This window comes from Desulfoprunum sp. (assembly GCF_053613775.1).
Map to the genome: position 1 here is coordinate 186769 of NZ_JBSHXH010000008.1, position 26692 is coordinate 213460.

The 26692-nt window shown below is 63.7% G+C and carries 23 protein-coding genes; 14 read left to right on the forward strand and 9 right to left on the reverse strand.

Going from position 1 to position 26692, the window contains the following annotated elements; genetic code table 11:
• Positions 1 to 48: 48 nt before the first annotated feature.
• The 3 genes from ACWGKN_RS15695 to ACWGKN_RS15705 are packed head-to-tail and all read right to left on the reverse strand — an operon-like array spanning position 49 to position 3811.
• Positions 49 to 1395 (reverse strand): lipid biosynthesis B12-binding/radical SAM protein, encoded by a 1347-nt coding sequence (locus ACWGKN_RS15695; protein WP_035226733.1) that lies wholly within the window; start codon positions 1393 to 1395, stop codon positions 49 to 51.
• Positions 1392 to 3548: a beta-ketoacyl synthase N-terminal-like domain-containing protein gene (locus ACWGKN_RS15700; protein WP_452095594.1), complete on the reverse strand. Its 2157-nt coding sequence runs from the start codon at positions 3546 to 3548 to the stop codon at positions 1392 to 1394. The genes ACWGKN_RS15695 and ACWGKN_RS15700 overlap by 4 nt, the downstream gene beginning before the upstream one ends.
• Positions 3545 to 3811: a phosphopantetheine-binding protein gene (locus tag ACWGKN_RS15705; RefSeq protein ID WP_035226736.1), complete on the reverse strand. Its 267-nt coding sequence runs from the start codon at positions 3809 to 3811 to the stop codon at positions 3545 to 3547. Before ACWGKN_RS15705 ends, ACWGKN_RS15700 begins: the two co-directional genes overlap by 4 nt.
• A 236-nt stretch (positions 3812 to 4047) precedes the next feature.
• On the opposite strand from ACWGKN_RS15705, the gene ACWGKN_RS15710 reads away from it, so the two are divergent.
• The 14 genes from ACWGKN_RS15710 to ACWGKN_RS15775 all read left to right on the forward strand — a co-directional run bounded on the left by ACWGKN_RS15710 (position 4048) and on the right by ACWGKN_RS15775 (position 17418).
• The gene (locus ACWGKN_RS15710) at positions 4048 to 4482 is read left to right on the forward strand and encodes an ApeP family dehydratase (RefSeq protein ID WP_452095595.1); all 435 of its coding nucleotides are present in this window, start codon (positions 4048 to 4050) and stop codon (positions 4480 to 4482) included.
• 9 nt (positions 4483 to 4491) lie between these two features.
• The gene (gene fabG, locus ACWGKN_RS15715) at positions 4492 to 5229 is read left to right on the forward strand and encodes a 3-oxoacyl-ACP reductase FabG (protein ID WP_035226741.1); all 738 of its coding nucleotides are present in this window, start codon (positions 4492 to 4494) and stop codon (positions 5227 to 5229) included.
• On the forward strand, positions 5229 to 5816 hold the full coding sequence (locus ACWGKN_RS15720; protein WP_035226743.1) for an outer membrane lipoprotein carrier protein LolA: 588 nt from the start codon (positions 5229 to 5231) through the stop codon (positions 5814 to 5816). Before fabG ends, ACWGKN_RS15720 begins: the two co-directional genes overlap by 1 nt.
• Positions 5813 to 6484, forward strand: a complete 672-nt coding sequence (locus ACWGKN_RS15725; RefSeq protein WP_052159666.1) for a hypothetical protein — start codon at positions 5813 to 5815, stop codon at positions 6482 to 6484. Before ACWGKN_RS15720 ends, ACWGKN_RS15725 begins: the two co-directional genes overlap by 4 nt.
• Positions 6485 to 6492: 8 nt before the next feature.
• On the forward strand, positions 6493 to 7761 hold the full coding sequence (locus ACWGKN_RS15730) for a B12-binding domain-containing radical SAM protein (protein ID WP_424256048.1): 1269 nt from the start codon (positions 6493 to 6495) through the stop codon (positions 7759 to 7761).
• 4 nt (positions 7762 to 7765) lie between these two features.
• Complete coding sequence (locus ACWGKN_RS15735) at positions 7766 to 9124, forward strand: class I adenylate-forming enzyme family protein (RefSeq protein ID WP_452095596.1); 1359 nt, start codon at positions 7766 to 7768, stop codon at positions 9122 to 9124.
• Complete coding sequence (locus ACWGKN_RS15740) at positions 9121 to 10830, forward strand: DegV family protein (protein ID WP_424256044.1); 1710 nt, start codon at positions 9121 to 9123, stop codon at positions 10828 to 10830. Before ACWGKN_RS15735 ends, ACWGKN_RS15740 begins: the two co-directional genes overlap by 4 nt.
• A gap of 1 nt (position 10831) precedes the next feature.
• On the forward strand, positions 10832 to 11533 hold the full coding sequence (locus ACWGKN_RS15745) for a glycosyltransferase family 2 protein (protein WP_424256042.1): 702 nt from the start codon (positions 10832 to 10834) through the stop codon (positions 11531 to 11533).
• Positions 11530 to 12429: a lysophospholipid acyltransferase family protein gene (locus tag ACWGKN_RS15750; protein WP_035226746.1), complete on the forward strand. Its 900-nt coding sequence runs from the start codon at positions 11530 to 11532 to the stop codon at positions 12427 to 12429. The genes ACWGKN_RS15745 and ACWGKN_RS15750 overlap by 4 nt, the downstream gene beginning before the upstream one ends.
• Before the next feature lie 107 nt (positions 12430 to 12536).
• On the forward strand, positions 12537 to 12794 hold the full coding sequence (locus ACWGKN_RS15755; protein WP_035226747.1) for an acyl carrier protein: 258 nt from the start codon (positions 12537 to 12539) through the stop codon (positions 12792 to 12794).
• A 19-nt stretch (positions 12795 to 12813) separates the two neighbouring features.
• On the forward strand, positions 12814 to 14061 hold the full coding sequence (locus ACWGKN_RS15760) for a beta-ketoacyl-[acyl-carrier-protein] synthase family protein (RefSeq protein WP_424256039.1): 1248 nt from the start codon (positions 12814 to 12816) through the stop codon (positions 14059 to 14061).
• Between the two features lie 15 nt (positions 14062 to 14076).
• Positions 14077 to 14883, forward strand: coding sequence for a 1-acyl-sn-glycerol-3-phosphate acyltransferase (locus ACWGKN_RS15765; RefSeq protein ID WP_052159669.1), 807 nt, complete (start codon positions 14077 to 14079; stop codon positions 14881 to 14883).
• Positions 14880 to 16370, forward strand: a complete 1491-nt coding sequence (locus tag ACWGKN_RS15770; RefSeq protein WP_452095597.1) for a B12-binding domain-containing radical SAM protein — start codon at positions 14880 to 14882, stop codon at positions 16368 to 16370. The genes ACWGKN_RS15765 and ACWGKN_RS15770 overlap by 4 nt, the downstream gene beginning before the upstream one ends.
• A gap of 4 nt (positions 16371 to 16374) precedes the next feature.
• Complete coding sequence (locus ACWGKN_RS15775) at positions 16375 to 17418, forward strand: radical SAM/SPASM domain-containing protein (protein WP_035226750.1); 1044 nt, start codon at positions 16375 to 16377, stop codon at positions 17416 to 17418.
• A 64-nt stretch (positions 17419 to 17482) separates the two neighbouring features.
• Here the strand turns inward: ACWGKN_RS15775 and ACWGKN_RS15780 are convergent, their stop codons facing one another.
• From ACWGKN_RS15780 to ACWGKN_RS15805, 6 genes are all read right to left on the reverse strand, one after another.
• A complete protein-coding gene (locus ACWGKN_RS15780) occupies positions 17483 to 17953 on the reverse strand; it encodes a hypothetical protein (protein ID WP_424256032.1) in 471 nt (156 codons plus the stop codon).
• Positions 17954 to 18276: 323 nt separating this feature from the next.
• The gene (locus ACWGKN_RS15785) at positions 18277 to 19221 is read right to left on the reverse strand and encodes a methylenetetrahydrofolate reductase (RefSeq protein WP_035226757.1); all 945 of its coding nucleotides are present in this window, start codon (positions 19219 to 19221) and stop codon (positions 18277 to 18279) included.
• Positions 19222 to 19281: 60 nt separating this feature from the next.
• Positions 19282 to 19965: a methylenetetrahydrofolate reductase C-terminal domain-containing protein gene (locus ACWGKN_RS15790; RefSeq protein WP_035226759.1), complete on the reverse strand. Its 684-nt coding sequence runs from the start codon at positions 19963 to 19965 to the stop codon at positions 19282 to 19284.
• Positions 19966 to 20117: 152 nt separating this feature from the next.
• Positions 20118 to 21416, reverse strand: a complete 1299-nt coding sequence (locus ACWGKN_RS15795; RefSeq protein ID WP_424256028.1) for a (Fe-S)-binding protein — start codon at positions 21414 to 21416, stop codon at positions 20118 to 20120.
• A gap of 78 nt (positions 21417 to 21494) precedes the next feature.
• Positions 21495 to 21932, reverse strand: coding sequence for a hydrogenase iron-sulfur subunit (locus ACWGKN_RS15800; RefSeq protein WP_452095598.1), 438 nt, complete (start codon positions 21930 to 21932; stop codon positions 21495 to 21497).
• The gene (locus ACWGKN_RS15805) at positions 21932 to 26371 is read right to left on the reverse strand and encodes an FAD-dependent oxidoreductase (protein WP_452095599.1); all 4440 of its coding nucleotides are present in this window, start codon (positions 26369 to 26371) and stop codon (positions 21932 to 21934) included. Before ACWGKN_RS15805 ends, ACWGKN_RS15800 begins: the two co-directional genes overlap by 1 nt.
• Between the last annotated feature and the right edge of the window lie 321 nt (positions 26372 to 26692).

Sequence of the window (26692 nt, forward strand, 5' to 3'; positions counted from 1 at the left end):
ACGACATGGCTGCGACGATTGCGGCATTGGCGCGGCGACCGGTGATCGTCACCGGGCGAGGTATTCCCACAGGGGGCCGGTGAATCCTCGTCGATGCATGGTGCGGACGGTGGCCGCGACCCTGCTCCCTCCCGAGCCGATCACCCAGTTGGCACGCGTCCGCGCCCGATCTTCGACCATCGATTCAATGGTGGCACGGTCGATAGTGTCGGGATCGTAGAACACCGGCTCAAGCATGTTGCGACTGCCGTCGAGCTTGCCCTCGGCGAGGGCCAGGTCGAAAAGTTCGGTGCCGGGATAGATCCTGATGCCGATGAAAAAAAAGAAGACGCTCCGGTCAAGCCGCTCGATCCCGTCCAGGGTCTCGGCCACCGTTGCCGCCGACTCGCCCGGTCCGCCGAGGAGAAGGTAATGGCAGACATGGAGACCGGCCGAGCGGGCCAGCCGATGGGCGGCAAGGATGTCTTCGACCTGAAAGGGCTTGCGGTAGGCCTTGAGCGTTGCCGCGGCCAGAGATTCGGTACCGAACTCGACATGGCGGCAGCCGGCGGCGGCCATGGCGGCAAAATAGTCTGACGGCAGCCTGGTCGGGGCAAAGAAGGCCCCCCAGGGGATGGCGAGCCCGGCATGGCGCAGGGCTGCGGCCACGGCCATGCTATGGTCGATATCCGAGTTGAAGGCGGAATCGGTGATAAAGAGATACTTCGCTCCAGCCGCCTGCAGTTGCAGGGCCGTGGCGGCGACCTCCTGCGGCTCCGTCAGGCGGTGGCCCCTGCCTTCGATACGGGGATAGGAGCAGTAGATGCAGTTGAACGAACAGCCGCGCTTGGTCTGGAGGTTGAGCATCCCCCCCTGCTCCACGTAATAGCGGATATGGGCGGCATCCGGCTGGAATCGGCGGACCTGGGCGCCCGGCCAGGGCGAAGGGAGGGCGGACGATCCCCCGGCGGCGATGACCCCGTGGATGGCGGCGGGGTTGCGGTCGTGACGCAGGGCCTCGATCAGCTGGGCCAGGCGTTCGCCTTCGCCGACGATGCCGTAATCCGCTTCCAGCATTGCCAGCACCTGGTCGGGCATGATGGTGAAACCGCTGCCGCCGCAGACGATGACCGCCGGCGACCGCTGCCGCAGCCAGGCCACCAGTTGCCGATATTCGGCGAGGAAGGACAGGGGGTCGGCCCCTTCGGTATTGTCGATGTTGCGGATGGAAAGGCCGATGACCTCGGGCGCGAAGTCGTCGATGAGGGCGGACAGGCCATCCCGGCTCAGGGTCTGCATATCGGCGATCCGCACCTGGTGTTCGGCGGCGATGGCCCCGGCGACATAATCGAGGCCGATGGGATAGACCGGATACGGCACCGTCAGGGTGTTCGGTGAGATGAGCAGGACGTTCATGGCCGGATGCACTCGATGGCGGTGAGGAAACGGCCGGTACCGAGGACCACGATCCTGCTGCCCGGCCCGAGCGGGATGTCGCTGCCGCCGACCACGGCCCCCGGCAGTATGCCCCGGCCCAAACAGATCGTTGCCAGGGCCGTCGCCACGGCCGAGGCCGAAGCGAACTGGCCGAGCAGCGGCCGATACTCGCAGACCGGCAGCTGCCGGTCGCAGCGATCGATGAAACATGCCAGTTGCCGTCGGCCCCGCGCGGTCTCGGCGGCCGGGATGCCGACCAGGACGGCGGCGCAGTCGTGATCCGGTCCGGCGAGGGCCTGGACCAGCTGGTCGACAGTTGCGTCTCCCTCGTCCTGTTGATAGAAGGCCAGGCGGATCAGAGCATGGGCCTGGACGGGATCGCGGTTGACGAACAACGCCCCGCCGCCGTCGGCCAGCGAGTTGCCGGCGGCAACGGAAGGATCGAGAAGGGGCGACAGCGGATCGTGTCCTTCGTCAACACCCAACAGCAGGGCGGACTGGCCGCTGGCCTCGAGGAGGGAGTCGGCGGCGAGCAGGGCCTGTTCGAAGGAGTAGTCGCCGCCGCTGGCCGTGACATTGGCAGCGGTGGCGCCGAAATGGATCGCCACCTGACCGGCCGCCCCGTTGTGGACCGAGCTGATGAAGTCGGTCGGACTGGGGAACTGTTCGGCCGAGGTCTCGAGGCGGTCGAGAAAATCGCAGGTCTCGGTCAGCGCCCCCCAGCCGGTGCCCATGAACACCGCCGCCGGGTTGTCTTGTCCCCCGTTGTCGGCATGGGCGGCCACCGCCAGCGCCAACGCCAGGCGGGTCAGCCGCTTTGCCCGGCGCACCAGCCGCGGCGGCAGGTGGCCGGAGATGGCCTCGGCGGTCATCATCCCGGCCACGGGCCGTCCCTCGGCCAGCAGGGCCATGGTTTCCCGGGTCGGACCGGCGCCGGTCAGGCAGGCGCAGCCGTGGACCGCCAACGGTGCCGTCACTGTCGGCCCGGCAGCTGCGACGCCGGCATCCTCCCGGCCAATGACCACACTGCCGTTATTGCCGCCGAAACCGAACGAGTTGGAGAGTACGGTCCGGACAGGACGATCGATGGGGGTGAGCTGCGGCATCAGGCCCAGGGCCGGGTCCGGTTGCCGGCAGCCGACGGTGCCGGGGACGAAACCGTGGCGGAGCGTCAGGATGGCGGCGACGGCCTCGATCGCTCCCGCCGCGGCCAGACTGTGGCCGGTGGCGCCCTTGATCGAGGACAGGGGCGGGGGCTGCGGAAAGAGCGCGGTCACCGCCCGGGCCTCGGCCAGGTCATTGTCGGGGGTGCCGGTACCGTGCAGATTGATGTAATCGATGGCAGCCGCCGGCAATCCGGCATCGGCCAGGGCGGCCTGCATCGCCTTCACCGCCCCCAGCCCCTGCGGGTGCGGGGCGGTAGGGTGGTAGGCATCGCACGACAGGCCGGCGCCGAGCACCACGCCGAGCGGCCGGTCCGGCCTGAGCGTCGTCAGCAGCAGCATTGCCGCGCCTTCGGCGACCGACATCCCCTGGCGGGTCGCATCCAGCGGCCTGCACCCCTGGCGGTCGACCAGTTGCAGCGAGTGGAAGCCGAAATAGGTCAGGCGGCTGAGGGAATCGACGCCGCCCACCAGGATCCGCTTCAGCCCGCCGCGCCGCAGCATGGCGATGGCCAGGGTAATGGCCACCGCACTCGACGAACAGGCGGTGGCTATCGTCAGCGCCGGACCGCGGCAGCCGGTCAGCCCGGCAATATCCTCGGCGACGCTGGCCAGCCCGTGGTAGCGATAGGTTTGGGGGTCGGCAACCTTGTCGCGCAGCAGCCGTTCGGTCGTCAGGATGCCGCCGGTGGTGCAGCCGAGGATGATCGCCTCGGGCGGCTCCTTGGCCTCCCGCATGGCCATCCGCGCCGCCTCACGGGCCAGCAGGTGGGTCCGCGGCAGGGCCGGGTCGGCGCCCAGGTCCCGGACCTGGCCGACCGGCAACGGCTCGCCCTGCAGCAGGGGGAAGGCCTCCAGCGGGGCGATGGCAGTCGTGTTGGCCCGGAGGGCCTGTGCCGTCGCCGGCATTCCCCGGCCGAGGGGACTGATGATGCCGGCGGCGGCGATATAGACCGGCGGACCGGTCAAGCGGCAGCCCCTGACCGTTGTGTTTGAATGTATTCGGCCAGGGAGGCGAGCGAGGCGAAGACCTTTTCGCCGACCTCCTGGTTGTTGATCGCCACGCCATAATCCTTCTCCACCATCACCACCATTTCGAGGACATCGATGGAGTCGATGCCGAGATCCCCTCCCACCAGGCGGGCATGCTCGTCAAAATCCGCCGCGGTTATCTCCGTCAGGTTGAGCAGGGTGATGATTTTTTCTTTCAGTTCTTCGATAAGTTCTTTCATGGATAGCTTGTCTCGATGCCGCTCCCGGCGGTTCATGCTGCAGATGAAGTCAGTCGTTTCCGGAATGAAACAGGAAGGAAATAAGGGTTCTCTGCCATTGGGGATTTGTCAACAAGTTTAGGGCCAGCGGCGATGAAATAATTCCCTTGCTCTTTTGCCCTATTTTGAGAAAAGTTACCCTTCGTTATGCGAAATGTCGAAGAGATAGCGCCCAGCCACCGACGGGACGTGTAGGGATGGCGAATAATGGTCCGGCCGGCTACGGTCTCGAGGACCTGCTCCCGCACCGCCCGCCGATGCTGATCATCGGCGGGATCGTCGAGGTCGATGCCGAACATGCGGTGACGGTGAACACCGTCGATCCGACCTGGCCGATGGCCGACAGGGAAGGGGTCCCGTCGCTCATCGCCGTCGAACTCGCCGCCCAGACCGCCGGGATCTGCAACGGCTGGGTGAGGATTCAGACGCAGGGCCCGGCCTCCGACCAGACCGGCTGGCTGGTGGCGGTAAAGAGGGCGGTGTTTTACGCCGCCCATCTGCCCTTCGGCCTGGAGCTCACGGTCAGGGCCGACAACACACTGGCCTTCGACAAGTTTCGCGAGGTGTCGAGCCGCGTTCACGGTGACGGTCGTCTCCTCGCCGAGATCGTCCTGCAATTGTACCAACCCTGAGGAAAGGATATGCCGGCAGCAACCAGACAACAGATCGCCCTCGTGACCGGCGGCAGCGGCGGCATCGGCCGCGCCGTCTGCACCGAACTCGGCCGCTCCGGAACGTATGTGGTCGTCAATTACCGGGGCAACAGGGAAGGCGCCGAGAAGACCCTGGAGATGGTGCTTGCCGCCGGCGGCGGCGGGGAGATCCGCCGGTTCGACGTCCGCGATCGGGAAGAGGTGGAGCGGGCGGTACACGAGATCGGCGACCGGCTGGAGACCATTGACATCCTGGTCAACAATGCCGGCATCGTCGCTGACGGCCTGTTCCTGATGATGTCGCCGGAGCGGTGGCAGCAGGTGATCGATACCACCCTGCATGGTTTCTACAATGTGACCCGGCCGGTGCTGGAGAAGATGGTGCGCAACCGGGGGGGCTCGATCGTCTCCATCTCCTCGGCCGCCGCGTTGATGGCCAACCGGGGACAGGCGAACTATGCCGCGGCCAAGGCCGGGTTGAACGCCGCCAGCAGGACGCTGGCAACGGAGGTGGCCCGTCTCGGGATCCGGGTCAACGTGGTGGCGCCGGGGCTGATCGACACCGGGATGATCGACAAGGCCCCGAAGGATTACATCAAGACCCTGATCCCGATGGCCCGCATCGGCCGGCCGGAGGAAGTGGCCGGCGTCGTTGCCTTCCTCTGTTCCGAGGCCGCCTCCTATGTCACCGGCCAGGTGATTTCGGTCAATGGCGGGATGTTGTGATGATCCGGGCGCTGTTGACCCTCCTCCTCTGCCTCTCCCTGCTCCCCTTCGCCACCGCCGGCCCGGGTGCCGAGGCGGCGGCCCTGCGCTCGGTGCAGGCCGGATTCGTTCAGCAGAAACATCTCCAGATCCTCACCCGGCCTCTGGTCTCCCGCGGCACCTTCGCCTTCCAGGCCCCGCAATCGCTGCGCTGGGAATACCTGGAACCGCTGCATTCCATCCTGATCATGCACGACGGCAGGGTGGAAAAGGCGGTCGAACGGGATGGCCGCTTCGAGCGGGATACAGGCAGCGGGCTCGACGCGATGCAGGTCATCCTCCGCGACCTCGGCAGCTGGCTCGACGGACGCTTTGCCGACAACCCGATGTTCTCCGTCAGTCGCCGTGATGCCCGGACCATCATCCTCGCCCCCCGGGACCCGGGGTTGGAGACGGTGATCAGCAGCATCAAACTCCGTCTCGGGCGGGAGCCCGGGGTGATGGAATCGGTGACCATCTTCGAGGGGCCGGACGCCTGGACCAGGCTGACCTTCACCGGCACGGTCGTCAACCGGGATATCCCGGCCGACATCTTCCGCCTGCCATGACCGCGCGCCCTGTCTTCTGGCTGGCCGCCGTGCTGCTGGCGACCTCCTGTGCCATGCCGCCGAGGGCCGTGCCGCCGGAAATTACGGCGGCGGCGGACAGTGCGGCACCGACCCCGCCCTGTGCCGCACTCTTTCCCGCCGGCCGGTGGCAGTTCGTCCACACCATCGCCTTTCGCACTGACCAGGGCGAGGGGACCGCGCTCGGGGTGGTGGTGCTGAGCCAGACCGAGATCCGCTGCGCCCTGATGACCGTCGAAGGCCTCACCCTGTTCGAGGCGCGGGCGGCAGGGGAGGCGGCCCCGGAGGTGATCCGGGCCATTCCGCCCTTCGACCGGCCCGGCTTTGCTACCGGACTGATGCGCGATATCCGCCTGATCTTCCGGCCGCCGCCGGGCAAAGCCGAAACCGGTCGGCTGGCGGATGGAGGCCCGATCTGCCGGTTCACCGAAGCCGACACCGTGACCGACATCCTGCCGCGGCAGGACGGGTGCTGGTCGATTCATGCCTACACCGATCGAACCTGGAGCAGAACCATCCAGGCCCGTGCGTGCCGGCCGATCGCCTCGGCGGCGATCCCGGGCCGTCTGGAACTGACCGCCGGCGAACCGGACGGTTATTCCCTCACCATGCAGCTGGTCAGCGCCGAGCGGCTGCCGGCCGGCGATTGAGAGCGTTGATGCGGTTCAAACTGATCTATCCCCGCTGGCCCAAGCTGGCCCGCCAGACCGAATTCCACCTGCCGCCGCACGGCCCGGTGGTCTTCGCCGCCACCCTGCCGGACTATGTCAGCGTCGACTTTGTCGACGAGAACCTCGAGGCCGTCGACTTCGACGAGCCGGTCGATATCGTCGGCATCTCGATGATGCTGACGGTCCAGGTCAAGCGCGGCTGGGAGATCGCCGACACCTACCGGGCCAAGGGAATCACGGTGATTTTCGGCGGTATCGCCACCATGCTCCATGCCGAGGAGACGATGGCCCATGCCGATGCGGTGTTTCTCGGCGAGGCGGAAGGGCGGATGGAGCGGGTCCTGGACGATATCCGCCGCGGCGAGCTGCGCCGGTGCTACGACTATCTCGACGACCGGCCCGATATCGCCCTGGTTGGCCCGGCCCGCCGCGACATCCTCAACCGGCCGCTGTATAACCACAAGGGGGTGCAGATGGTCGATCTGGTCCATGCCTCGCGCGGTTGCCGGTTCAACTGCTACCCCTGCGCCGTGGCCTACCTCGGCGGCCGGGAGTTCCGGCCGCGGCCGATCGAGAAGGCGATCGCCGAGATGGCGGCGATCGACAACAACCGCCTGTTCATCGTCGACAATTCCCTGGCCCAGGACACCGCCTGGGAGACCGAGCTGTTCCGGGAGATGATCCCGCTGAAGAAGAAGTGGTGCTGCCACCCCATCGAGGACCGGCCCGAGGTCCTCGATCTGGCGGCCCGGGCCGGCGCCTGGTACGTCTACCAGGCGGTCTTCGACACCTCCGACTACATCCGCGAGCGGATCCGGCGCTATCACGATCATGGCATCGGCGTCGAGGGCACGATCCTGCTGGGGCTCGACAACCACACCGAGGATTCGATCAAACGACTGATCGACTTCCTGCTCGAGATCGAGCTTGATCTGGCCGAGTTCACGGTGCTGACCCCTTTCCCCCACACCCAGGCCTATCGGGAGCTGCACAGCCAAGGGCGGATCCTTTCCTGCGACTGGGACCGCTACTCGGCCGACCAGGTCGTCTATCGGCCTCGCCACATGACCCCAGAGCGGCTGCAGGAACTGCTCGCCTACGCCTGGGACTCCTTCTACCGTGACGAATCCCAGAGCATGAAGATGGCCAGGTTGTTCCAGCAGGTGGTGAAAAAGGAGATGGCCGACAATACCTTCAGGCCGCGCAATCGGGAACTGGCCCGGCAGAGCTTCGGCCGCCAACAGGAGAGGGGATAAGCGGATGAGTACCATGGCCGATCTGGCGCGGGACGTGGCCCGCCTGATCACCGAGATGCCGGTCGCCGGGCGATCGTTTTCTGTTGGGGATGCGTCCGTCACCGAGGTGTACGCGATGGGGGCCTGGCTGCGGGCCAGGCTGGCCGGGCGGGCTGACGGCGCGGTGTGCCTGGCGGCGGAGGACCGGGCGGTCATCGCCGCGGCCCTGCTGGCGTCTCTGGCCGGCGGGCCGGTCCTGCTCCTCCCCTTCGCCTTTTCCGCCCAGGCCCTGGTTGCCATGCACAAGGCCACCGGTTTTGCCGTCGTCATCACCGACGTCCATCGCGACCTGCCGCCCGGGGTCGAGGTCGTCTGCCCCCGGCGCGGCGACTCAGGGCCGGAAATGCACCGCCAGGCCATCGCCCCGCGGGAGGAAATCCTTCGTCTATACACCGGGGGGTCGACCGGTGTGCCGCAGATCTGGCCCAAGACCGGGATCAACCTCTTTGCCGAGGCCTTGTTCCTGACGCGACATTTCGGCGTCTCGTCGACGGACCGGATCGTGGCCACGATCTCACCCTATCACATCTACGGCCTGCTTTACTCGGTGCTGTTGCCGCTGGTTTCGGGGGCGAGCGTGGCACCGGGGATGCCCTCCTATCCCGACGAAATCGTCCATGCCGTCCGGGAGCGCCAGGCCTCGATCCTGGTCAGCGTCCCGGCCCATTACCGGATCCTCCGCGACAGGTCGGCGATGGGTCCGAGCCTGCGGCTGGCCTTCTCTTCCGCCGGCATTCTTGACCCCGACGACAACCGCGATTTCTACCGCCACAACCCCGCCGGGATCGTCGAGATCTACGGCTCCACCGAGACCGGCGGCATCGCCCTGCGCCGCCGCTCACGTGGTGAAGAGCAGTTCACTCCCTACCCGACCATCGCCTGGCGGATTGAAGCGGAACGGCTGCACATCCGTTCGCCCTACCTCTCACCTAATCTGCCGCTGCAGGCGGACGGTTATTTTGTCACCGGCGACCGGGTCGAGGCCGCGGATGGAGGCGGGTTCCATCTCCGGGGGAGGGCCGACTCGATCACCAAGGTCGCCGGCAAGCGGGTCGATCTCGAGGAGATCGCCGCCCTGATCCGCCGGCAGCCTGGCGTTACCGACTGTCTGGTCATGGCTCTGGATGACGATGGCGGCCGCGAACACCGCATCGTCGCCGTGGTCGAGGGGGGCGATGTCGAGATCGAGGCGCTGCGCCGCGAACTGGCCGGCCATCTCGAACCTTATGCCCTGCCGCGCGCGATCAGACTGGTCGATCGTCTGCCGCTGAGGGACAACGGCAAGTACGATCGGCCGGCGATTCTGCGCCTGCTGGCGCCATGAACGATCTCGACGAAGGGTTCATCGCCGGCTATGCCGGTCTGTGCGCCCGGGCCGACCTGCTCGACCGCATCAACGTCTTCCCGGTGGCCGACAGCGATACCGGCGCCAATCTGCGCATCAGCCTGGGGCCGCTGCGTGCCTGCGGTGGCGACAGGGCGGTCCTGGCGAGCCGGATCCGCCGCCTCGCCACCGGCAACTCCGGCAATATCGCCGCCGCCTTCTTCAGCGAACTGCTGCCGGCCGCCGGGATCGACGATCTGCCGCGCCGGGCGGCCCGGGGGCGGGCCAGGGCCTGGGAGGCGGTGGCCGAACCGCAGCCGGGAACCATGCTCAGCGTCTTCGACGGCCTGGATGCCGCTCTGGCGACGTCACCGCTGACCGCGGCAACCTGCCCGACGATCATCTCCGCCCTGCAACAGGCGGTGGTGCTGACGGCCTCGACCCTGGCCGATCTCCGCTCGGCCGGGGTGGTCGATGCCGGGGCGCTGGGGATGTTCGTCTTCTTCGATGGCTTCTGCCGCACCCTGACCGGTTACCGGGGACCACGGCTGCCCCTCGCCGCTCTCTTTCCCGACCTGCTGGCGATCCGCACCGACTTTCACCCGCCGGCCTCCGGGTCGTTCTGTGTCGACACGATCATCAGGCCCGGCGCCGGCCGCCGGCTCGACACGGAGGCGATGGCCGCCCTGGGCGAGAGCGTGGTGGTGGTCCCCGATGAGGATCAGGTCAAGATCCATATCCACACCCCCGATCCGCAGGACCTGCGTCGCCGGCTGGAGCTGCTCGGCGAGGTGGTCGGGTGGTCCGACGAGGCGCTGCGGCCGGGGACCGAGGCGGCGAACCACAGCCCCGTCCCGTCGGGAAGCCTTCACATCATGACCGATGCCGCCGGTTCGCTGCCGCGGGAGATGGCGAGACGGCACGGCATCACTCTGCTCGACAGTTATATCGTCGCAGGCGAGGTCGCCCGGCCGGAGAGTCTCTGCGACCCGGGGATGATATATGCCCGGATGCGGGCGGGGGAGAAGGTGACGACCGCCCAGGCCTCACTGGTCGAGCGGCACGAGCTCTACGCCGGCGTCTGCGAGGAGTACGGTTCCACCCTCTACCTCTGCGTCGGCTCGGCCTTTACCGGTAACCATGCGACGGCGGCGGCATGGAAGCGGGACAATGACCGGCAAAACCTTCTCGATATCATCGATACCGGCGCCGCCTCCGGTCGGCTCGCCGTCATCGCCCTGCTCGTCGCCCGTCACGCCCGCCGCACCGTGAAGGCGGATACGGTTCGAGCCCTGGCCGCCACCCTCGTCGACAGCTGCCGGGAATACGTCTTTATCGATACCCTGCGTTATCTCGTTGCCGGGGGCAGGGTGTCGCGGGCCGGCGGCTGGTTCGGCGAGCTGCTGCAGTTGAAACCGGTGATCAGCCCGACCCGGGAAGGGGTCCGCCGGGTCGGAGTCGTCCGCAATCGCGATGCCCAGCTCGCCTTTGCCTCGGACCGTCTGCGGCATGAGGCGGTGGGGCGAGGCGACATGCTGGTCCTGCTGCAGTACTCCGACAACCGCGGATGGGTGGAGGAGACGGTCCGGCCGCGGGTCCGGTCCATCCTGCCCGAAGCGGATCTGCTGCTGGTGCCGCTGTCGTTGACCTCGGGGGTCCACATGGGGCCCGGCACCTGGTCGCTCGCCTTCGCTCCGGTACCCTGAGATGCGGGCCGCCGTCGTCATTCCGGTCTACAATCACCGGGAACGGGTGGCGGAGGTGGTCCGCCAGGCCATGGCGCTCGGCCTGCCGGTCCTTGTCGTCGACGACGGCTCGACCGACGGCACGGCGGCGGTGCTGGCGACGCTGGCGGGGATCACCGTCCTCCGCCATCCGGTCAACCTCGGCAAGGGTGCCGCCCTGCTTACCGGGTTTGCAGCCGCGGCCCCGAATTGCGACTGGGCCCTGACCATCGACGGCGACGGCCAGCACAACCCGGCCGACGGCACCGCCCTGCTGGCAGCCGCCGGCCGCGGTGATCGGGTGATCGTCGTCGGCCGCCGTCAGGGGATGAGCGGCCAGCATGTGCCCTGGACGAGCCGCTTCGGCCGGCTCTTCTCCAATTTCTGGGTCCGGGCCGCCGGCGGACCGCTGCTGGCCGACTCCCAGTCCGGCTTTCGCCTCTATCCCCTGCCCGAAACCCTGAATCTCGACGTTCGGGCCCGCCGCTACCAGTTCGAGGTGGAGGTCCTGGTCCGGGCCTGCCGCCGCGGCCTCGCCACGGTCGAGGTACCGGTGCAGGTGGTCTACCAGCCGAAGGGCGTACGGGTCAGCCACTTCCGGCCGTGGCTCGATTTCGGCCGCAATTCGGCCACCTTTGCCCGGTTGATCTGTTCGCGGTTGTTCCGGACGGATCGCAGGCGATGAGCATTGACGGCTACCGGATCCTGGTCCAGGCGGCGAACCGGCTCGGCCCCTGGGTGTTCAACGTCGCCGCGAGGACCATCGCCGTCGGCTATTTCCTCTTTTCCCGACGGACCAGGGAAAGCCGGCGCTTCTATGCCGCCCTCTTGCCGCGGAGCAGCCACTTGTATCACCACTGGTGCACCTTTCGGCAATACCAGAATTTCACCACCATCCATCTCGACCGGCTGCTCGCCAACCAGGGGCGGGCGGTGCAGTTCAGCGTCGAAGGGGAGGAGCGGCTGGCGGCGGCGATCGGCGGCACCGGCGCCATCCTGCTGATGTCCCACCTCGGCAACTGGGAGATGGCCGCCAGGCTGCTGATGCAGCAGAGGCGAGACTTGCGGCTGCTGCTGTACATGGGGATCAAGGAGAAGGAGGGGGTGGAACGGACCCAGAAGGAGGAACTGCGTCGGGCCGGAGTGATCATCATCGGTGTCGATCGGGGCGGTTCCTCGCCCTTCGCCGCCGTCGACGGCATCCGCCTGCTGCAGACCGGCGGCATGGTATCGATGACCGGCGATGTCGTCTGGCGATCCGACCAGCGCCGACTGCCCGTCACCTTCCTCGGCCGCAGGGCCTACGTGCCCGAGGCCCCCTTTGTGTTCGCGATGGTCTCGGGGGCACCGATCCACGTCTTCTTCGCTTTCCGCACCGGTGACCACCGCTACCGTTTCGAGTTACCGGAGGCCCTCACTGTCCGCGCCGCATCCCGAGCCGAACGCGGCACGGCAGTAGCCGAGGCCGCCCAGCGCTATGCGACGCTGCTGGAAGAGGCCCTGCGGGCCCATCCGTTCGAGTGGTACCATTTCGACAGATTCATCCATGAACCCGTCGACCGGGAATCTCCCGCCGGGTGAGGCGGGGGGCGGGGATTATTTCCTTTTCCTTTTGTCCGAAATAAGAGTACTATTTCGTCTCTTTGGCGTTCCAAAGCCCTCGCAATTTGCTACCATATTGACCTGTTATGACCAGAGATGTACTGCAAGAGAAGATCCTCGACATCCTCGTCCGGGATTTCGAGTTCCAGGATCCGCAACTCGATGACAACCTCAGGGACGATCACGGTTTCGACAGCATCGACGCCATCGAGCTGCTCGGCAAGATCGAACGCATCTTCGGTTTCTCCCTGACCCGGGAGGAGAAGGAGAAGGCGATGGACATCAGGACGATCAACGATATCCTCGATTACCTGGAGCCGATTTACCAGGGCCGCAGCAAATGAACCCTCCCCGAACCTGCCGATGAAGCGCCGCGTCGTCATTACCGCCTGTTCAGCCATCTCCCCGATCGGCTATGGCAAGAAGGCCATTACCGATGGTCTGCAGCATGGCCGGTCCGGCGTCAGGCCGTTGCGCGACGATGGCCTGCTGACCAACCACATCCATTCCCGGGTCTTCGGCACGGTCGACTATCCCATCAACTATCAATTCACCCGGTCGCAGCGCAAGACCATGGGGCCGGTGGCCTATTACGCCTGCCAGGTCGCCGGTGACGTGCTGGCGGCCTCCGGCCTTTCCGAGGAATTCATCACCTCCGGCCGCCTGGGGGTGGCATTCGGCTCGACCCACGGCAGCCCCACCGTGCAACGGGAGATCTACAAGACCTTTTTCCAGAACCTGGAAGCGGAATTCTCCTCGATCGGGGCGGTGGATTACCTCCGCTCGATGGTCCATACCACGGCCGTGAACATCACCCGCATGTTCGGCATCACCGGCCGGGTCATCGCCTCGTCCACCGCCTGCACCACGAGCAGCCAGGCCATCGGCTTCGGCTACGAGATGATCAAGTACGGCATGCAGGACGCGATGGTCTGCGGCGGGGCCGACGAATACGACACGACGACGGTGGCGGTCTTCGATAACCTGCTCGCCTGCTCGGTGGCCTATAACGCAACGCCGGAGCGGACTCCCCGCCCCTTCGACCGGAAGCGCGACGGCCTGGTGGTCGGCGAAGGGGGGGGCGCCGTTCTCCTCGAGGAGTTCGAGGCGGCGAAGAAAAGGGGGGCCCCCATCCTTGGGGAAATCATTGGTTTCTCCTGCAACAACAACGGCGGCGATCTGATTCTGCCCAACCTCGCCGGGATCACAGCGACGCTGCGCCTGGCCCTGGCTGACGCCGCCATCGAACCGGCCGCCGTCGACTACATCAGTGCCCACGCCACGGCGACCAAGATGGGCGATATCATCGAATCGCAGGCGATCGAGGCCGTCTACGGCGACCGGCCCTTCGTCTCCGGCCTGAAGAGCTACACCGGCCATACCATGGGCAGCTGTGGGGTGATCGAGCTGATCATGACCCTCTACATGATGGAAGAGGGGTTTGTCGCCCCGACCCTCAACCTCGACGAGGTCGACCCCCGGTGCGCCCCGGTGCGCCATACCCCGGGTGTCCTTCAAACCAAGACCAAGATCGCCGCGGTGCAGAACTTCGCCTTCGGCGGGGTCAACACCAGCCTGCTGGTAAAAAACGGACGCGAGGCAGGGGTATAGGCCGTGGCAGCCGGCATGGCGGACCGCCTGGTCGATATCATCGTCACCCTGCTGTGCTGGCTCTACTTCACTCTCGGCTTCCTCCTCTTCTTTTCTCCCTTCTATATCGCCGGCGCCCTGTTTTCCTCCCGGCCGGAGGTGTTGTTCCAGCGTCTCAACCGGACCTTCTACCGCGGCTTTTTCCTCCTGCTGCGCTGGATCGCCCCGTGCCAGCAGTGGTTCATCGATGAACGGATCGGTGCCATCCGTTCGTCGGTGGTCGTCTGCAACCACCTCTCCTACCTCGACCCGCTGCTGCTCATCGCCCTCCTCAATCGGGCCAAGACGATCGTCAAACCGGTCTTTTTCACGATCCCGATCTTCGGCTGGGTCCTCCGCAAGGCCGGTTATTTCCCGGCCACATCCAGCGGCCCGTTCGCCGGGCTGATGGTGGCGCAGATGGAGACCATGGAGGCCTATCTTGCCGGCGGCGGCAACCTTTTCATCTTTCCGGAAGGCACCAGGAACCGCAGCGGCGAAATCGGCCCCCTCAGCGTCGGGGCCCTGAAGATCGCCCGCTACTGCCGGGCCCCGGTTTATGTCCTCTGCCTGCGGAACACCGAAAGGCTGTTTGCGCCCGGCAGGTTTTTCTTTCACAGCCGAAGGCCCAACCGGATCAGCGTCGCCATCGTCGACCGCATCGACCCGGCCCCGCATCTCCCCCCTCTGGCCCAATTGCACCGCCGCGTCCACGAAGATTTCGAGCGCTGCCTGTCGGGCAACGGCGGCGACGGAGGGGCAGCGGCAATGGCCGCCGGCACAGCTTCGGAGACCGAACGATGAAGGTGATCCTGATCTCGATGCCGGACGTGGTGCCGATCATCATCCACGAAACGGCGGTGCATATGCCCAACCACGGCATCGCCTCGATCGGCGGCAATATCGATGCCGACCATGAGGTCTACCTGATCGACCTGATTCGCAAGCGCCGTTCGATCAGGAAATACCTCACCAGGATGGTCAACCGGATCGAGCCGGACCTGATCGGGCTGTCGGCGATGGCCTGGCAATACGACACCTGCGTCAAGATCGCCCATCTGCTCAAGGAGCTCCGTCCCGGGGTGAAGATCGTCATCGGCGGCTACCATGCGACGCTGATGCACGAGGAGATCGCCGGCTCGGCGGAGGCCCGGTGGATCGACTATATTGTCCGCGGCGAGGGCGAGGAGGTCTGCCGGCGGCTGGTCAACGCCCTCGCCGGCCGCGACCGCCTGGCCGACATCCCCGGCCTGTCCTACCGGGACAATGGCGCCTTCGTCCACAACCCGCGCGGCCCCAACCTCGATCTCGCCACCCTCAATCTGCCGATCCGCGACCAGCGCCGCCTGACCTGGGGTTACCACATCCTCTACTCGAAGATCGAGCTGGTCGAGACCTCGAGGGGTTGCACCCGCTCCTGCAATTTCTGCAGCATGAAGCACATGTATGGTCGCACCTTCCGGACCTACCCGATCAGCCGGGTGCTGGACGACCTCGACGACATCTATTACCGGCGCCGGACGCGCTGGGCGTTCATCACCGACGACAACATGGTCCTCAACCCCGACCGGGTGATGGAGCTTTGTGACGCCATCATCGCCAGGAACTACAAGGGCCTCAATATCGTTGTCCAGGCCGACTGCATCACCATGGCCGGCAACGAGCCGATGGTGGCGAAGATGGCCGAGGCCGGTTTCCGGTCCGTCTTTCTCGGGATCGAAAACGGCTCGAAGAAGAATCTGAGCGCGGCCGGCAAAGGCGATATCGTCGCCGCCTCGCGTCAGGCCATAGAAAACTGCCACAAGTACGGGATGATGGTCATCGGCGGGCTGATCTTCGGCTTTCCCGAGGACGACGAGGCGGCGATCCGGGAAAACTATGAGTTCTTCAAAAGCATCGGCGCCGACGCCTCCTACTGTCAGATCCTGACTCCGTACCCGAAGACCGGCATGCGCGACAACCTGGAGGCTGAACATCTCATCGTCAACCACAGCGATTACAAGAAATACAGCGGACTGTGGGCCAACGTCCGCACCCGGCACCTCAGCGCCGAGCAGCTGCAGTACCAGTTCTGGTACCAGCGCCAGGTCGTTCTCGGGTGGTGGAATCCGCCGGCGCCGGCGAGAAAACAGGGACGAGGCTGGACCTCGATCTGGCGATTCCTGTTCAAACCGGTCCTCAAGCTCCATTTCTGGCGAATCATGCGCCGGGAAGGATGGGAAGGACGCTACCGGCGGGAAGTCGAGCGCTGGGCCCGATTGAACCGGTTCCGCGACCTCGAGGGGTACTGACGCCATGCAGCTGTACAACCTGGAATTCAGCGATGACGAGATCCGCGAGGCGGTCGCCGCCGGGCGGCTGCTGTCGATGGAAATCGAGTTCAGCCGCGCCTGCAATTTCCGCTGTGCCTATTGTTATCTCGAGGGCAGGACCGCCGCTGCCGATGAGCTGTCGCAGGACGAGATTCAGGACGTCATCCTCCAGGCCCAGGGGCTCGGGGCGCGCAAGATCATCATCCTCGGCGGCGAACCGACCATCTACCCGCAGCTGGTGCCGATGCTGCGCTTTCTCGGGCGGCAAGGCCTGGAGATCGAGCTGTTCACCAACGGCAGCGGGGTCACCGGGGAGTTGTCCGAGGTATTGGCGGAGGAACGGGTGCGGGTGGTCGTCAAGATGAATTCGCGGCAGGCGGCAATCCAGGATCGATTGGCCGGGACCAGGGGCGCTTTCGCTCACATCCGCCAAGCCCTGGATCATCTCGGACGGGCCGGCTATCCAACGGGCGGGCGTTTTCTCGCGGTCAGTACCGTCATCTGTCGCCAGAACATCGACGAACTGCCGGGATTGTGGCAATGGTTGCGGCGGCAGGGGATCGAACCCTATTTCGAGATCCTCACTCCCCAGGCCAACGCCCGCCACAACAGCTGGCTGACCGTCGGGGGGGACGAGCTCAAGGCCCTGTTCTTCCGCCTGGCCGCCATCGACCGGGAGGAGTTCGGCCGCGTCTGGGAACCGCAGCCGCCCCTGGTCGGCAACCGCTGCATGCGGCATCTGGTGTCCTGCCTGGTCACCGCCCAGGGGCAGGTTATGCCGTGCGTCGGGGTGACCATCCCTCTCGGCAATGTCCGGCAGAGGCCACTGGCCGACATCGTCCATGGCAGCGAGGTCATCGCCAATCTCAAAAATTATCGGCAGACCATCAAGGGCCCGTGCCGGACCTGTGACAAGAGCAGTGATTGCTACGGCTGTCGCGGCGCGGCCTACCAGCTGACCGGCGATTATCTCGCCTCCGACCCCACCTGCTGGTGCAATTCCCTCGATCCGGCGAACGGCGGCTGAGGACCAGTGTTCCGGTGTCTTTCCCCTTCAACCCAGCGCCGCATCCCGGAGAAAACGCCGGTCTTCAGTGGGGCGGTGCCTGGTCGGGGCTGTCGGCGGCGGCCGGCTCGGCAACCTGTTCGCGGCTGAACTGCAGCACTTCGCCATCGAATGTCAGTGCAGTCCACCCTCCCTGTGCGTCGCGGGCCTTGACTAGACAATCGATGATCGTGCCATTCGCCAGCCTGAGGCTGCAATCCTGGTCGGCCTGTCTGTAAAACAGGTCGGTGAAGGGATTTTCAGCGCCGATGGCCATAAACCTGGCTGAAGCCTCCTCAAAGGCGATGATCCGGGCGAACTCTTCCGGATCGAGATCGTTGATCTGCCGGCGCAGGCTCTCGATATCGCCTTTGCGGGCGGCGATGACCTGCAGCGTGCGTTCCATTTCCCCCTTCTGGGCCGAGGGGATGGAATAGAGGATCTGTTTCTGGATTTCGATCTCTGCTTCGAGGTAGTTGATCTTTTTGAGGATCTGCTGGATCTTGCGGTCGCTCATCGTGCCTCCTTGTTGAAGAGAAAATTCCTGGAGTCAGTCATTTATACCCGGCGCAACGGCAACTGCAACCAATTAATGCGGCATCGGATCGCCATCGGGACAGGGCGACGGCCGTTTCATGGCCGGTCGTCACCGAGGGTTTCGAGGCAGTCCTGGACGATGGGCGCTTCAAACGCTGGCGGGAGGTGGGCGGTCGGGAGGTCGGAGGGGTGAGCGGGAAGAGCAGGGAGCTTTTTTTCGTGGCACTGACCAAAAGTTGAAGGCAGCGAGGACCCGGCGCCCAATCGGCCGGGTCCTGCGTTGCATGAGGTTTCGCGTAACGGTCAGCTGAAGACGGGACGCGGCAGCACCTTGGCCTGCTCGGCGATCTGGGGTACCATATGCTCCCATTCGATCGCCATCAGGTGCACGCCGTGGACACCCTTCATCGCCTTGAATTCCTCGATCTGTTCGCAGGCGATGTTGATGCCTTCCTGGGCGACCTTGCTCTTCTCGACACCCTTCAGGCGGTTGATGATCTCTTCCGGCACGTCCATCCCCGGCACCTTGCTTGCCATATACCTGGCCATACCGATGCTTTTCATCGGCGTGACCCCGGCCAGGATATAGACTCTGTCGGTGAGGCCCTCTTCATTGGCCAAACGGATGAACTCGCGGAATTTCGGCATGTTGTAGATGCACTGCGTCTGGATGAAGTTGGCGCCTGCCTCGACCTTCTTGGCCAGGCGGTGGACCCGCCACTCGAAGGGGTCGGCGAAGGGATTGCTGGCGGCTCCGATAAACATCTTCGGCGGTTTATGAATGTCGCCGCCGCTCAGGAATCGGCCCTCATCCCGCATCTGTTTGACCAGGGCGATCAACTGGATCGAATCGATATCGAAGACCCCCTTGGCATCGGGATGATCGCCAAACTGCTGGTGATCTCCCGAAAGGCAGAGCATATTGCGGATGCCCAGCGCATAGCCGCCGAGAATATCCGCCTGCATGGCCAGACGGTTCCTGTCCCGGCAGACCATCTGGTAATTGGGTTCAAGCCCTTCTTCGATGGCAATCAGCGAGGCCGCCCAGCTGGACATCCGCACGACCGCGGTCTGGTTGTCCGTAATGTTGACGGCATCGACATTCCCTTTGAGAAAGCGCGCCTTTTCCTTCACCTCGTCGACATCGGTCCCTCTGGGCGGCCCCAGCTCACCGGTGAAGGCAAACTGGCCGGACTTAAGAACCTTTTCCAAGTTACTCCCGGAATTGTACTGAGTTTCTGTGGTCATAGAAAATCCTCTGCTTCTTGATAAGGGTAAGAGGAAAAAAGATTCGGCTGATCTGTCCTGTTATCTCGCCATCCTTTCGGGTTTCTTGTACCCGGGTTGAATCAGGTTTCTCGGCGTTTGATCATTCCAGCCGCGGGTGGTGTTGATCTTGCGGATGGCATCCAGCCGCCCTTGACCCGAGAGACGTTCATGGATCCTGAACCAGGCGCAGGGCTGGTCGGCGCTGATTTCACAGCTCCCCTTGTTGGTGCCGCCGCAGGGTCCGTTCAGCAGCCCTTTGGCGCACATGGTGATCGGGCAGATGCCGCCGGTGGTGCCGAGCACGCACTGGCTGCAGGAACGGCAGCGTTCCTCGTACCAGCCCACGGCCTGATTGACGGCGAGCCCGCTGGTGTCGACTGCCGGAAAGGTGGGAATTTTGGGATACCTCTCGGCGAGAAACTGAATGCCGACCCCGCAGGCCATCGACAGCAGGGCATCGAATTTCCCCTCTTCGATGATGGTGTCGAGCTCGGCCAGGTACTCGCGGTCGCACTGCCGTTCGATGGTGTGACCCTGGATGTCGATCGGAGCGTCATGAAGCCGTCTCGCCATCTCGAGTTCGGTATTCAACACGGCAACTTCTTTTTCTCCGCCAGTGAGGCATACCGAGACGCAGGTGCCGCAGCCGACGTTGAGGACCTTGTCATACCCTTGCAGCATGGCCATGATCTCGGCAAAGGGCTTTCTTTTGGCAACTATCATATTATCCTCCGAATCGGACCGAGACGGATCGCGTCCCGGTCCAGGCAAATGCTGGCACCCCACAAGGGGATACTGAGTTGAGTCCCCCCTTGTGGGGGATAAGTACCTTTACGAAATTCATTGTGAACAACTGGAAATGAATTTCCAAGGTTCTACAGACCGACGTTTGCTAAGTCCGGTCCGAGGTACACCCGTTCGTTTTCACCCAGCATTCCCATCGACAGGCAGATGAGGGTCCAGAGATGCAGGGTGTGCCAATGGCCTTTATAATGCTCGCACAGGTCATGGATCTGGGCGTGGCAGTTATGACACGGCGTGATGGCATAGTGGGCGCCGGTAGCCATGATCTGTTCGGCCTTCAGCCGCCCGTACTCACGGCGGGCATCGGGGAATCCCGACTGCAGGAAACCGCCGCCGCCGCCGCAGCAGTAGTTGTTGGATTTGTTGGGCGCCATGTCGATGAAGTTTTCCTCGCCGACGACCTTTTTGACGACGTAGCGCAGATCATCGGCCACCGGGTCGCCGAACGACTTCCGAACCAGCTGGCAGGGGTCCTGGACGGTGAAGGTAACCTTCAGATCCTTGTTCCAGTCGGAGCTGACCGGCAGTCTGCCTTCCCGGATCCACTTGGCGTAGTACTGAATGATGCTGGCGATCTCGAATTTGTGCTCGATATTGAATTTTTTCAGTCCGGCCCGGACTGCGAAGAGTTCGTGGCCTCATTCGGTGTTGAGCCAGACCTTGCAGCCAAGGTCGTCGACCGCCTTGGCCTTGACCTCGATGATGTGTTTCCAGCTCTCGTTGTCGGCGAGGAACAGGCAGTAGTTTTCCGCCGCCCATCCCTTGGAGCCATAGGTCCAGTCGGCTCCCACCGTGTTGAGGATCTTCCACAACGGGATCATCTCGTCCGGTTCGGTCACCGGCTCCCGCGAATTCTGGTTGAGGAAGAAATAGGCCCCCTCCTTGTCCATCGGGGCCTGCAGATTTTCAAAACCCGCCTGGTTCTGGCGGACCTCCTCGGCGACGTCTTCGACCACGAAGCGCCAGTCCTCCTCGGTGGCCCCCATGGCGCTGCAGGTATCGTTGCGCAGGGCCATGTCGCACGAGCCGAGGATGCCTTTGGGGCGCTGATCCCGCGGCCGGCTGTTCCTCAGGTTGAACACCAGCTGGGGGATATTGATTTTCATCGGGCAGACATAGATGCACCGCTCGCACATGGTACACATCCACGGCCAGTTGGAGGCCAGCAGTTCCTCGTCCATGCCCAGGGCTGCCATACGCAGCACCTTGCGGGGATCCAGTCCTTCCAGTCCGGTGGCCGGGCAGCCGGAAGTGCAGGCCCCGCAGGTCAGGCACATGTCAAGGTTGCCGCCTTCGGGCAGCAGCGCCTTGACCGTGTCCATGAACCTGCTTTTCTTTTTCCAGCCTATCTTTATCGCTTCATCGTACATATGTGACTCCTCTCGTTAGGCTTGTGCCGCCTTCTTCAACGTGTCGTCTAAAGGGTCTGGTACAGGTAAGATGCCGGTTTATGCAAGGGCGGCGGCCTTCCTGGGTTTAGCCTTCAAAGGATTGGGTCCGAGGGACATGATGTGTTCGGTCATCTCCTGCGCGTATTTTGCAAACGTCGGCCCTTCGCCCGACGACAGGTTGTACATCCTGACCCGGTCGCCTTCGATGCCGATCTCCTCCAGGAGCTCATGGATGTATTCGACCCGTTCCCGGCAACGGAGATTTCCCTGGTTGTAATGACAGTTGCCCTCCATGCAGCCGACGCAGTACACCCCGTCGGCTCCCTCCTGGAAACATCTGAGCAGGTACATCACGTCGACTTTGCCGGTGCAGGGGACACGGACGATCTTGATATTGGTGGGGTAGGTCAGCCTCATCGAACCTGCCAGGTCCGCGGCGGAGTACCCTCAGTAGTCGCAACAAAATGCTATGATAGTCGGTTCGAAATCAGCCATTACATTCCTCCCGCCAGCAGGGTTTCGATCTCACAGGTGATCTGGTTGTCTTCATAGTTGTTGAGCTTGATGGTCTGTCTCGGGCAGACGCAGGCGCAGACCCCGCAGCCCTGACAGAGCGCCGGATCGATCTGGATCTCCCCCTGCTCCACGTTGAATCTCGGAACCTCGAACGGGCAGGAGCGGACACAGGTCAGACACTTGACGCAGTGATCCGGGTCCACCTGGGCCTTGATAGCCGACAGTTTGATCTGATCCTTGGAGAGGAACGTGACGGCCCGTGCTGCCGCGGCGTTGGCCTGGACGATGGCCTCCGAGATCAGTTTCGGGCCATGGGCGGTGCCGCACAGGAAAACCCCGTCGCTGCCCATATCCACCGGACGCAGCTTGACGTGCGCCTCGAGGAAATATCCCTCGGCGTTGGTGTTGAGCTTCAACTTTCGGCCCACCTCTTCCGAACCGCTCGGCAACACGCCGGCCGAAAGTGCCAGGATATCGGAACGTATTTCGATATCCCGCTGCAGGACATGGTCTCTGACAGTGACCAGGATGCCGTCATCCACCGCCTTGACCGCCGGCGGGTTGTCTTTCTGATACCGGACGAAGATGACCCCCTGCTTTCTCGCCTCGGTGTAATAATCCTCCAACAGGCCATACATCCGCATGTCGCGATAGAGGATGAACACCTGGGTGGCGGGACTGCTTTTCTTGATCGCCAGCGCATTCTTCACCGCCGATTGGCAGCAGATCCGCGAACAGTTTGGCCGCTCGTCGTTGCGGGAGCCGACGCACTGGATCATGACGACCGATTCGAGATCGGCAGCGCCTTTGTCTCCCAGCCGGTCGCTCAGCTGGGTCTGGGTGAGCACCCGGGCGTCCTCCCCGTAGAGATATTCCTTCGGGGTGTATTCCCCGGCGCCGGTGGCGACGATGATGACCCCGTGCTGGATCTCCTGCGGCTGTTCCGTACCATTGACGCGTACCGCGGTCTTGAAGTTGCCCTGGAAGCCTTCGAAGCCGACGATTTCAGCATCGGCGAGGACGGTAATCTTGCCCTCCGTTGTCACCTGGGTCGCCAGCTGCTCCACATAGGCCCTGATGTCGGCGCCCTCAATGGTATGATGCAGCTTCCGGCCCATGCCGCCGAGTTGCGCCTGTTTCTCGACCAGGGTGGATTCGAATCCCTGTCGCGCCAGATCGAGGGCGGCGTTCATGCCGGCGACGCCGCCGCCCACCACCAGGGCCCGCTTGTTGACCGGGATGACCTTGCCATGCAGCGGCTTCAACAGGACGGCACGGGATACGGCCATCCGGACCAGATCCTGCGCCTTGTCCGTGGCGAGTTCATGGTTGTAGGCGTGGACCCAGGAGTCCTGGTTCCGGATATTGGCCATCTCGAACAGGTACCGGTTCAGCCCGCAGGCCTCGAGGGTCTCCATGAACATCGGGGCATGGGTCTTCGGGCTGCAGGAGGCGACGACCACCCGGTTCAGCCGATGTTCGATGATCTTGTCCTTGATCTTGGCCTGGGTGTCCTGGCTGCAGGTGAACAGGTTGTTGTCGGTAAAGACTACGTTCGGCAGCGTCGACGCATACTCCTGCAGGCCGGGGACATCGACCACGCCGGCGATGTTGGTGCCGCAGTTGCAGATGAAGACACCGACCCGTGGTTCCTGGCCGGCGATGTCGATCTCCTCCGGTATCACCCGCACCTTGGTGTCGGTGTCCCGGGCCGCGGCGATCTGGCAGCCGGCAAGACCCGCCGCGGCGCTGGCTTCGGTCACCGAGGAGGGGATATCCTTCGGTCCCTGGAAGGTACCGCAGGCGAAAATTCCCGGCCGTGTGGTGGCCAGGGGCGAGAAGGGGTGGCTGTCGATGAAATTGTGCTTGTTGACATGGACGCCCAGCCGGTCGGCCAGCTCAAGGGTGGCCGCGGGAACCTCGAGACCGACGGAGAGCACGAGCATATCGAACTCTTCTTCCAGGATCTGACCGTTTTCATCGGCAAAACGGAGGATGAGGTTCCGGTTCTCCGGGTTCTCGATCACCGAGTGGATCCTGGCCTTGACGAACCGGATCCCTTCCCGGTTCCTGGCCCGGTCGTAGTACTCCTCGTAATCCTTGCCGAACGAGCGGATGTCCATGTAGAAGATGGCCGCATCGAGATCGCCGCCGGCGTGCTCCTTGGCGATCATCGCATCCTTGATCGCGTACATGCAGCAGACCGAGGAGCAATAGGTGTGGCCGCACTTGTTGTTGTCCCGCGAGCCGATGCACTGGAGCCACGCGACCTTCTTGGGTTCCTGATGATCCGACGGGCGGACCAGATGACCCATGGTGGGGCCGCCGGAACTGAGCATCCGCTCGAATTCCAGGCTGGTCAGGACGTTGGGGTTCTTTTTATACAGATAGATCTCGGACAGCGGGGTCGGATCGTAAGGTTTGGCGCCGGTGGCGAGCACGACGGAGCCCACCGAGAGCTCCTTGTCCTCCGCAACCTGGCTGTGATCGATGGCCTTGGCCAGGCACGCCTCGACGCACTGGTAGCATTCGGAACAGACTCCGCAGGAAAGACAACGGATCGCCTCCTGCCGGGCCTGCTCTTCATCATACCCCTGCGAAACCTCGAGGAAATTGCCGGCCCGGGCCGTGGGGTGGAGGCAGTCGATCAGCATCCGCTCCTTTATCGCCTCGCCTTCGATGTCGGGTCGGACAAACTCCCAGGTCCTCTCGCGGTTCTCCCGCAGATCCATGCCGTTGATATAACGATGGATGCTGATGGCCGCTTCCTTGCCGCAGGCCACCGCATCGACCACCGATTTCGGTCCGTAGAAGGCATCGCCGCCGGCGAAGACCCAGTCGATGGGGGTCTGCAGGGTGACGGAATCGGCCTCCAGGCCGCCCGGCCGGGAGATGGCGATGCCCTGATCCCGGATGCCGTCGAGGTTCGCGCTCTGGCCGATGGCGACAATGACCGTATCGCAGCGGAACGACTCGCAGACGTTGTCGTCGAACTGCGGGTTGAAGCGGCCGTTTTCATCGAACACCCGTTTGCAGTTGCGGAACTCGATGCCGGCTACCCGATCCTGTTCGATATGGAAACTCCGGGGCCCGAAGCTGTTGACGATCTTGATCTCGTCTTCGACCGCCTCGGCGATCTCATATTCCCAGGCGGGCATCTCATCGCGGCGTTCGAGGCAGATCAGGGTCACGTTCTCGGCCCCGAGCCGTTTGGCGGTCTGGGCGACGTCGACCGCCACGTTGCCGCCGCCGACGACGACGACCTCGCGGCCGAGCTCGACCTTTTTGCCCATGGCGGCATCGCGGAGGAAGTCGACGCCCTGCAGGACGCCCTTGATGTCTTCGTTGTCGATGCCGAGTTTGCGGCCGTTATGCAGCCCGATCGCCAGGAACAGGGCGGAATAGCCGTCCTGCTTCAGGCTGTCCAGCGTGATGTCGCGGCCGAAGGTGACGCCGCACTTGAGTTCGGCCCCCATATCCTGGACGACCTTGATCTCGCCGGCCAGGATGTCCCGCGGCAGACGATAGGCGGGGATGCCGTAGCGCATCATGCCGCCGGGCTCGTCCTGCTTTTCGAAGATGGTGACCTGATAGCCTTCCTTGAGCAGATTATAGGCAGCGGTGACGCCGGCCGGGCCGGAGCCGACGATGGCCACCTTCTCGTTGCGCCTGGCGGCATCGATTTTGGGCAGATAGAACTCGCCTTTCTCCCGTTCATAGTCGCCTAAGAACCGATGGAGTTCGCGGACGGCCAGGGGTTGGTCGACCTGGGCGCGGGTGCATTCCCCCTCGCAGGGGTGATGACAGACCCGGCCGCAGACCCCGGGGAACGGGTGCTCCTCCTTGAAGAGCTTCAGGGCCTCGTCATAGCGACCGTCACCCATCAGGGCGACAAAGCCCTGGATGCTGACATGGGCCGGACAGGTGGCCTTGCACGGGGCGGTCCCCCGTTTGGTTATGCCGAAGGCCCCGGGGATAGCTTGTGGATATTGCTTGAAAATCGCTTTACGGAAATCAAGCAGTTCGTTGTATTCGTTGGGACGGGAAACAGGACAGACCTTGGCGCACTCGCCGCAGCTCGTGCATTTGGACATGTCCACATATCGGGGTTCCTGGTGAATTCTGGCGGTGAAATTGCCGGGCTCGCCTTCGAGACCCAGAAGTTCGGTATTCGTGAGAAGCTCAATATTCAGGTGACGGCCGACCTCGACCAGTTTAGGTGAGATTACTCACATCGCGCAGTCGTTGGTCGGGAAGGTCTTATCGAGTTGCGACATAACTCCGCCGATGGCGGCGGATTTTTCAACAAGGTAAACGTAATAGCCGGACTCGGCCAGATCTAGCGATGCCTGCATGCCTGCGATGCCAGCTCCTACAACCATAACCGATCCACTTTTCTTGTTCGCGTCAAATCCCATGATGACTCCTTAAGTGCTGATGGTTAAGTCTTTTCGCATACCTATTACATGTTTTTCAGCTGCAGAGAGTTCCTACGAAACATCACCGATTTTCGAAGATAGGGCTCCTGCCGGGTGTAACCTCCTTTCCAAACTACAAATTTACTGCAATTACAATGGGGTGATAATACATTGTTGTTTCAGGTAACACCGATAAAGGGTCTACCCGACCATTGCTTTTCGATATCAACAAATGATGCTAGCTGTAATTTGTGTCCATATCAACAATTTTATATCTTCCCCACAATTACCCGACATAGATTTCGGTTGACATGGACTACT

Excerpts from the sequence above, each read along its gene's own strand:
- ACWGKN_RS15695 (WP_035226733.1), bottom strand. The coding sequence starts at position 1,395 with ATGAACGTCCTGCTCATCTCACCGAACACCCTGACGGTGCCGTATCCG.
- ACWGKN_RS15705 (WP_035226736.1), bottom strand. The coding sequence starts at position 3,811 with ATGAAAGAACTTATCGAAGAACTGAAAGAAAAAATCATCACCCTGCTC.
- ACWGKN_RS15710 (WP_452095595.1), top strand. The coding sequence starts at position 4,048 with ATGGCGAATAATGGTCCGGCCGGCTACGGTCTCGAGGACCTGCTCCCG.
- fabG (WP_035226741.1), top strand. The coding sequence starts at position 4,492 with ATGCCGGCAGCAACCAGACAACAGATCGCCCTCGTGACCGGCGGCAGC.
- ACWGKN_RS15720 (WP_035226743.1), top strand. The coding sequence starts at position 5,229 with ATGATCCGGGCGCTGTTGACCCTCCTCCTCTGCCTCTCCCTGCTCCCC.
- ACWGKN_RS15725 (WP_052159666.1), top strand. The coding sequence starts at position 5,813 with ATGACCGCGCGCCCTGTCTTCTGGCTGGCCGCCGTGCTGCTGGCGACC.
- ACWGKN_RS15730 (WP_424256048.1), top strand. The coding sequence starts at position 6,493 with ATGCGGTTCAAACTGATCTATCCCCGCTGGCCCAAGCTGGCCCGCCAG.
- ACWGKN_RS15735 (WP_452095596.1), top strand. The coding sequence starts at position 7,766 with ATGAGTACCATGGCCGATCTGGCGCGGGACGTGGCCCGCCTGATCACC.
- ACWGKN_RS15740 (WP_424256044.1), top strand. The coding sequence starts at position 9,121 with ATGAACGATCTCGACGAAGGGTTCATCGCCGGCTATGCCGGTCTGTGC.
- ACWGKN_RS15745 (WP_424256042.1), top strand. The coding sequence starts at position 10,832 with ATGCGGGCCGCCGTCGTCATTCCGGTCTACAATCACCGGGAACGGGTG.
- ACWGKN_RS15750 (WP_035226746.1), top strand. The coding sequence starts at position 11,530 with ATGAGCATTGACGGCTACCGGATCCTGGTCCAGGCGGCGAACCGGCTC.
- ACWGKN_RS15755 (WP_035226747.1), top strand. The coding sequence starts at position 12,537 with ATGACCAGAGATGTACTGCAAGAGAAGATCCTCGACATCCTCGTCCGG.
- ACWGKN_RS15760 (WP_424256039.1), top strand. The coding sequence starts at position 12,814 with ATGAAGCGCCGCGTCGTCATTACCGCCTGTTCAGCCATCTCCCCGATC.
- ACWGKN_RS15765 (WP_052159669.1), top strand. The coding sequence starts at position 14,077 with ATGGCGGACCGCCTGGTCGATATCATCGTCACCCTGCTGTGCTGGCTC.
- ACWGKN_RS15770 (WP_452095597.1), top strand. The coding sequence starts at position 14,880 with ATGAAGGTGATCCTGATCTCGATGCCGGACGTGGTGCCGATCATCATC.
- ACWGKN_RS15775 (WP_035226750.1), top strand. The coding sequence starts at position 16,375 with ATGCAGCTGTACAACCTGGAATTCAGCGATGACGAGATCCGCGAGGCG.
- ACWGKN_RS15780 (WP_424256032.1), bottom strand. The coding sequence starts at position 17,953 with ATGAGCGACCGCAAGATCCAGCAGATCCTCAAAAAGATCAACTACCTC.
- ACWGKN_RS15785 (WP_035226757.1), bottom strand. The coding sequence starts at position 19,221 with ATGACCACAGAAACTCAGTACAATTCCGGGAGTAACTTGGAAAAGGTT.
- ACWGKN_RS15790 (WP_035226759.1), bottom strand. The coding sequence starts at position 19,965 with ATGATAGTTGCCAAAAGAAAGCCCTTTGCCGAGATCATGGCCATGCTG.